The 4,099-nt window shown below is 62.5% G+C and carries 2 protein-coding genes and 1 pseudogene; 2 read left to right on the forward strand and 1 reads right to left on the reverse strand.

Annotated elements, in window-relative coordinates; all coding sequences use genetic code 11:
* Positions 1-858, reverse strand: an 858-nt coding sequence (locus H1Y01_RS12925; RefSeq protein ID WP_180540933.1) for a WecB/TagA/CpsF family glycosyltransferase, incomplete at its 3' end; no start/stop codon positions are given.
* On the opposite strand from H1Y01_RS12925, the pseudogene H1Y01_RS19540 reads away from it, so the two are divergent.
* Both H1Y01_RS19540 and H1Y01_RS12935 read left to right on the forward strand, forming a co-directional pair.
* Positions 814-3,138 (forward strand): annotated as a pseudogene (locus H1Y01_RS19540) (ribonuclease R family protein). The gene H1Y01_RS12925 and the pseudogene H1Y01_RS19540 overlap by 45 nt on opposite strands.
* A gap of 22 nt (positions 3,139-3,160) precedes the next feature.
* A partial coding sequence (locus tag H1Y01_RS12935; RefSeq protein WP_367399787.1) for an MFS transporter occupies positions 3,161-4,099 on the forward strand: 939 nt, incomplete at its 3' end.

The raw sequence follows: 4,099 nt of genomic DNA on the forward strand, positions 1-4,099 counted from the left end.
CGTGATCAGTAAGTATCGTTTCCAGAGCCGGGTGGGCTCGCGGGTCAGCCGGAAGAACCATTCCAGACCATTGCGCTGCATCCATTTGGGCGCTTGCTCCACGCGCCCCGCGTGGAAGTCGAAAGCCGCTCCGACTCCGAATAACACGAGCCCTGGCAGCCGGTCGCGATTCGCAATCATCCAGTTTTCCTGCTTTGGCGTGCTGAGTCCAACGAACACGATGTCGGCGCCCGATTCCCGGATTTGGCGGGCATACGCTTCACTTTCAGCCTCGGTCAGTGCGCGGAAGGGCGGGGAAATCATCCCGGCAATCTCCAGCCCTGGAAACTTCTGTGTCAGCTTAGCCGCCGTCGTCTGCAGCGTTTCGAGCCGCGCACCGTAGAAGAACAAGCGATGCTTCTTCTCCGCGGCGCTCGCGCAGAGAGTCAGCATGAGGTCCGGCCCGTACACCCGCGTCTGCCCCGCGACCCCGAACGAACGCATCGCCCAAACGACCGGCATCCCATCGGGCGTAGTCAGATCCGCGTGATTCAGAATGTCCCGAAACCGCTTCTCGAAAAATGCGGACACGATGCCGTGTACGGAAGTCACGGTCACGAATCGCGCCCGTTGACTGGGTATCCCCGCGCGACGCTCCGCAACCCATCGATCGCAAATCGCCGAAACGCCCGCATAACTGGTCGTGCTCACTCCAACCCCGAGAACGGATTGCTTGCGGGGCAGGGTATCATCAATCGGCAAAGCGCCCATCGCGTTATTTTTCAGTATAAAGGCGTGTGAAAGGCGCGCGCGCGGCTCCTCGATGACTTGCCCATGACCGATACCGAACTGCTGGCCCACATCGCGCGTCTTCCCCACGGCAAGGCCACTTTCAAGCAGCTCCTGAAAGAGCTTCATGCCCGCACCGAGCACCGCGGCGCCATCGAACGCGGACTCGCGGCTCTGGTAAAGCGCGGTGAAATCATCGAGCTCAAGTCGGGTCATTACGTCGCGACGTCCAAGAGCCGCGAGTATTCGGTCGGCCGCATCAGCCGGCATCGCGACGGCTATGGATTCCTCATCTCCGACCGCCCCATCCCAGGCATTCAGGGCGACATCTTCATCCCGCCCGATTCGCTCGCCGGCGCGATGCACGGCGATCGCGCGGTCGTTCGCGTCAGCCCGCCACGCGATGGCCGGGCGGAAGGCGCAGTTCTCCGCATCCTGCGACGCGCGCACCCAACTGTTGTGGGCGAGTTCCGGATCACCAAGCGCGGCATGTTTGTCGTGCCGCACGACGAGCGCCTGCGCGAGTGGATCGAGATTCCACTCGACCTCGCGCTCCCGCCGCCCGAAGCACAGCGCGATCGCATCGGCGCGACGCCGATCGTCGTTAGCGATCCATCCGACCTCGACGGCGTCATCGTCAACGTCGAAATCCTCGAATACGCGGAAGACGTCGGCACGCGCCACGAATCGCCGCCGGTGGGCCGCGTTGTCGAAATCCTCGGCCGCCCCGGCGATTTCGGCATCGACGTCGAAATCATCATCCGCAAATTCCACCTGCCGCACCGGTTCTCGGCCGACGCTGTGAATCAGGCGCAAAGCATCACCCGCGTAATAAGCGATGACGAGTTCCGGCATCGCCGCGACTTCCGCGGACTTCCGATCGTCACCATCGACGGCGAAACCGCGCGCGATTTCGATGACGCCGTCCACGTGGAACGCCTGCAAAACGGCTGCTTTGCGCTGCAGGTTCACATCGCGGACGTCAGCCATTACGTGCGGCCGCATTCCGCAATCGACGAGGAAGCACTCGAACGCGGAACGAGTGTCTACTTCCCGGATAGGGCCGTGCCCATGCTTCCTTACGAACTCTCGACCGACATCTGTTCGCTCGTCCCGCAGCAAGATCGCCTGGTGATGAGCGCGCTGCTTGAATTCGACCCCGCGGGTGAGATCACGCGCAGCGAATTCACCCGCGGCATCATCCGCAGCGCCGAGCGCATGACGTACACGGATGTCCACGCGCTTCTGGAAGGCGACCCGCACCTGCAAGAGCGCTACGGGGCTCTGGTCGCGCAGTTCAGGCTGATGCGCGATCTCGCCCTGATCCTCAACAAGAAGCGCGTCCGCCGCGGCTCCATCGATTTCGATCTCCCCGAGCCCATCATCGAATTCGATCCGTTCGGGGCCATGACCGGCGTTGTCCGTTCGGTCCGCAACATCGCGCACCGCATCATCGAAGAGTTCATGCTGGCCGCGAATGAAGCCGTCGCCGCGCACCTGGAACGTGTCGCCTAAACGGTGATCTACCGCATCCACGAACTGCCCGATCCCAAGCGCGTGATGGAATTCGAAGAAGTAGCGGCGCAGTTCGGCGTCTCACTCGGCGTCGGCGCGATCCCGGTCGATCGCTTCCGATATACAGACAAACGCCGCGACGGCAGCAAGAAGCAGCGCGCTGTCGAAATCCCCAAGGAAAGCGTTCGCATCACCTCGCGCATGTATCAGAAGCTGGTGGCCAAAATCGAGGGCACGCCCGAAGAGCGCATCCTCAGCTTCCTGATGCTGCGTTCGCTCAAGCAGGCCCGTTACAGCACCGAGAACGAAGGTCACTTCGCGCTTGCGGCTTCGCATTACACCCACTTCACCTCGCCCATTCGCCGCTATCCCGACCTCGTCGTCCACCGTCTGCTCGGTGCATGGCTCGACAAACAAACCTATGGCAGTCCAACGGAACTGGCTGCCGTCGCGAGCCAATCGTCCACCAACGAGCGCCGCGCCGCCGAAGCCGAACGCGAGCTCGTCGAATGGAAGAAGGCGCGCTTTATGGAATCGCGCGTTGGCGAAGAGTTCGATGCGCTGGTTATTTCCGTCACCCGTCACGGTCTCTTCGTCGAGCTCACCGAGCTCTTCATCGAGGGATTGGTCCCAATCGACTCCCTACCCGGAGATCACTTCATCTATCACGAGAATGTCCGAAAAATCATCGGCGCCCGAACCCGCCGCGAGTATGCTGTCGGCGAACGCGTCCACGTCCTCCTCGAGCGCGTCGATCCCGCCGAGCGCAAGCTCCAGTTCGCCCTCATCGAGCCCGAGCCGCCGTCGAAACAAAAGCCCAAACAAAAACGAAAACGCGCAAGGACCTCTTCGTAACTCGGATTTCCGCAAGCTCTGGATCGGCCAGATTATCTCCGAGATTGGCTCGCGCATCTCGCGCGAAGGCATACCGCTCACCGCCGCGCTGACCCTGCAGGTTACCGCGCCGCAGATGAGCATCCTCGCCGCACTGGGAAGCGCATCCGCATTGCTCTTCAGCTTGTTTGCGGGCGTGATCGTCGATCGCGTTTCAAGGCGGCCCGTCTTGATCGGCGCGGATATCGGGCGCGCCTTGCTGCTCGGCACGATTCCGCTGGCGGCTATCCTGCACTGGCTCAACTACTGGCAGCTTGTCCTCGTCGCCGCACTTACCGGGATACTCACGGTTCTTTTCGACGTCGCCTATCAGTCCTATCTGCCGTCGCTCGTCAAACCGGAGGCACTGGCGGAAGGCAATCGCATTCTTGGGATGGGGAGCGCCGCGGCCGAGATTCTAGGTCCGGGCCTCACCGGCATTCTGGTGACGGCGATCTCCGCGCCGCTCGCCATCGGGATCGACGCGGCATCCTTCCTCGTATCGTCAGCCTCGGTGATCGCGATTCGCGGCCGCGAAACTCAGCGGGCGCCCTCCGTCCAATCCCACTGGCTCGAAGAAGCGCTGGCCGGCGCGAAGGTGATTCGCGAGCGGCCCTTGCTGCGCGCACTTGCGTTGCGCGCCATGACCGCCTTCCTTTGCATGGGGAGCGCATTCAGTTTCTACATCTTCTATGCGGTTCGCGAACTCGGGATGAGCCGCATCGCCCTCGGCTTTACGATCGCGCTCGGTGGCGTCGGAGCGTTGCTCGGAGCGTGGCTCGCCGAACGGATCTCGAACCGTCTGGGGACGGGGCACGCCTTCTTCACCGCCACCATCTTCATGGGCTTCGCTTACCTTTTGATTCCGGCCGCGGGACTGTACCCAGCCCGCGCCGTCTGGTTCCTCGGCTGCCAGCAGCTATTCGGCGACTTCGCATGGAGC

The sequence above is a fragment of the Nevskia soli genome, from assembly GCF_903970205.1.
In the GTDB taxonomy this organism is placed as follows: domain Bacteria; phylum Acidobacteriota; class Terriglobia; order Bryobacterales; family Bryobacteraceae; genus Bog-113.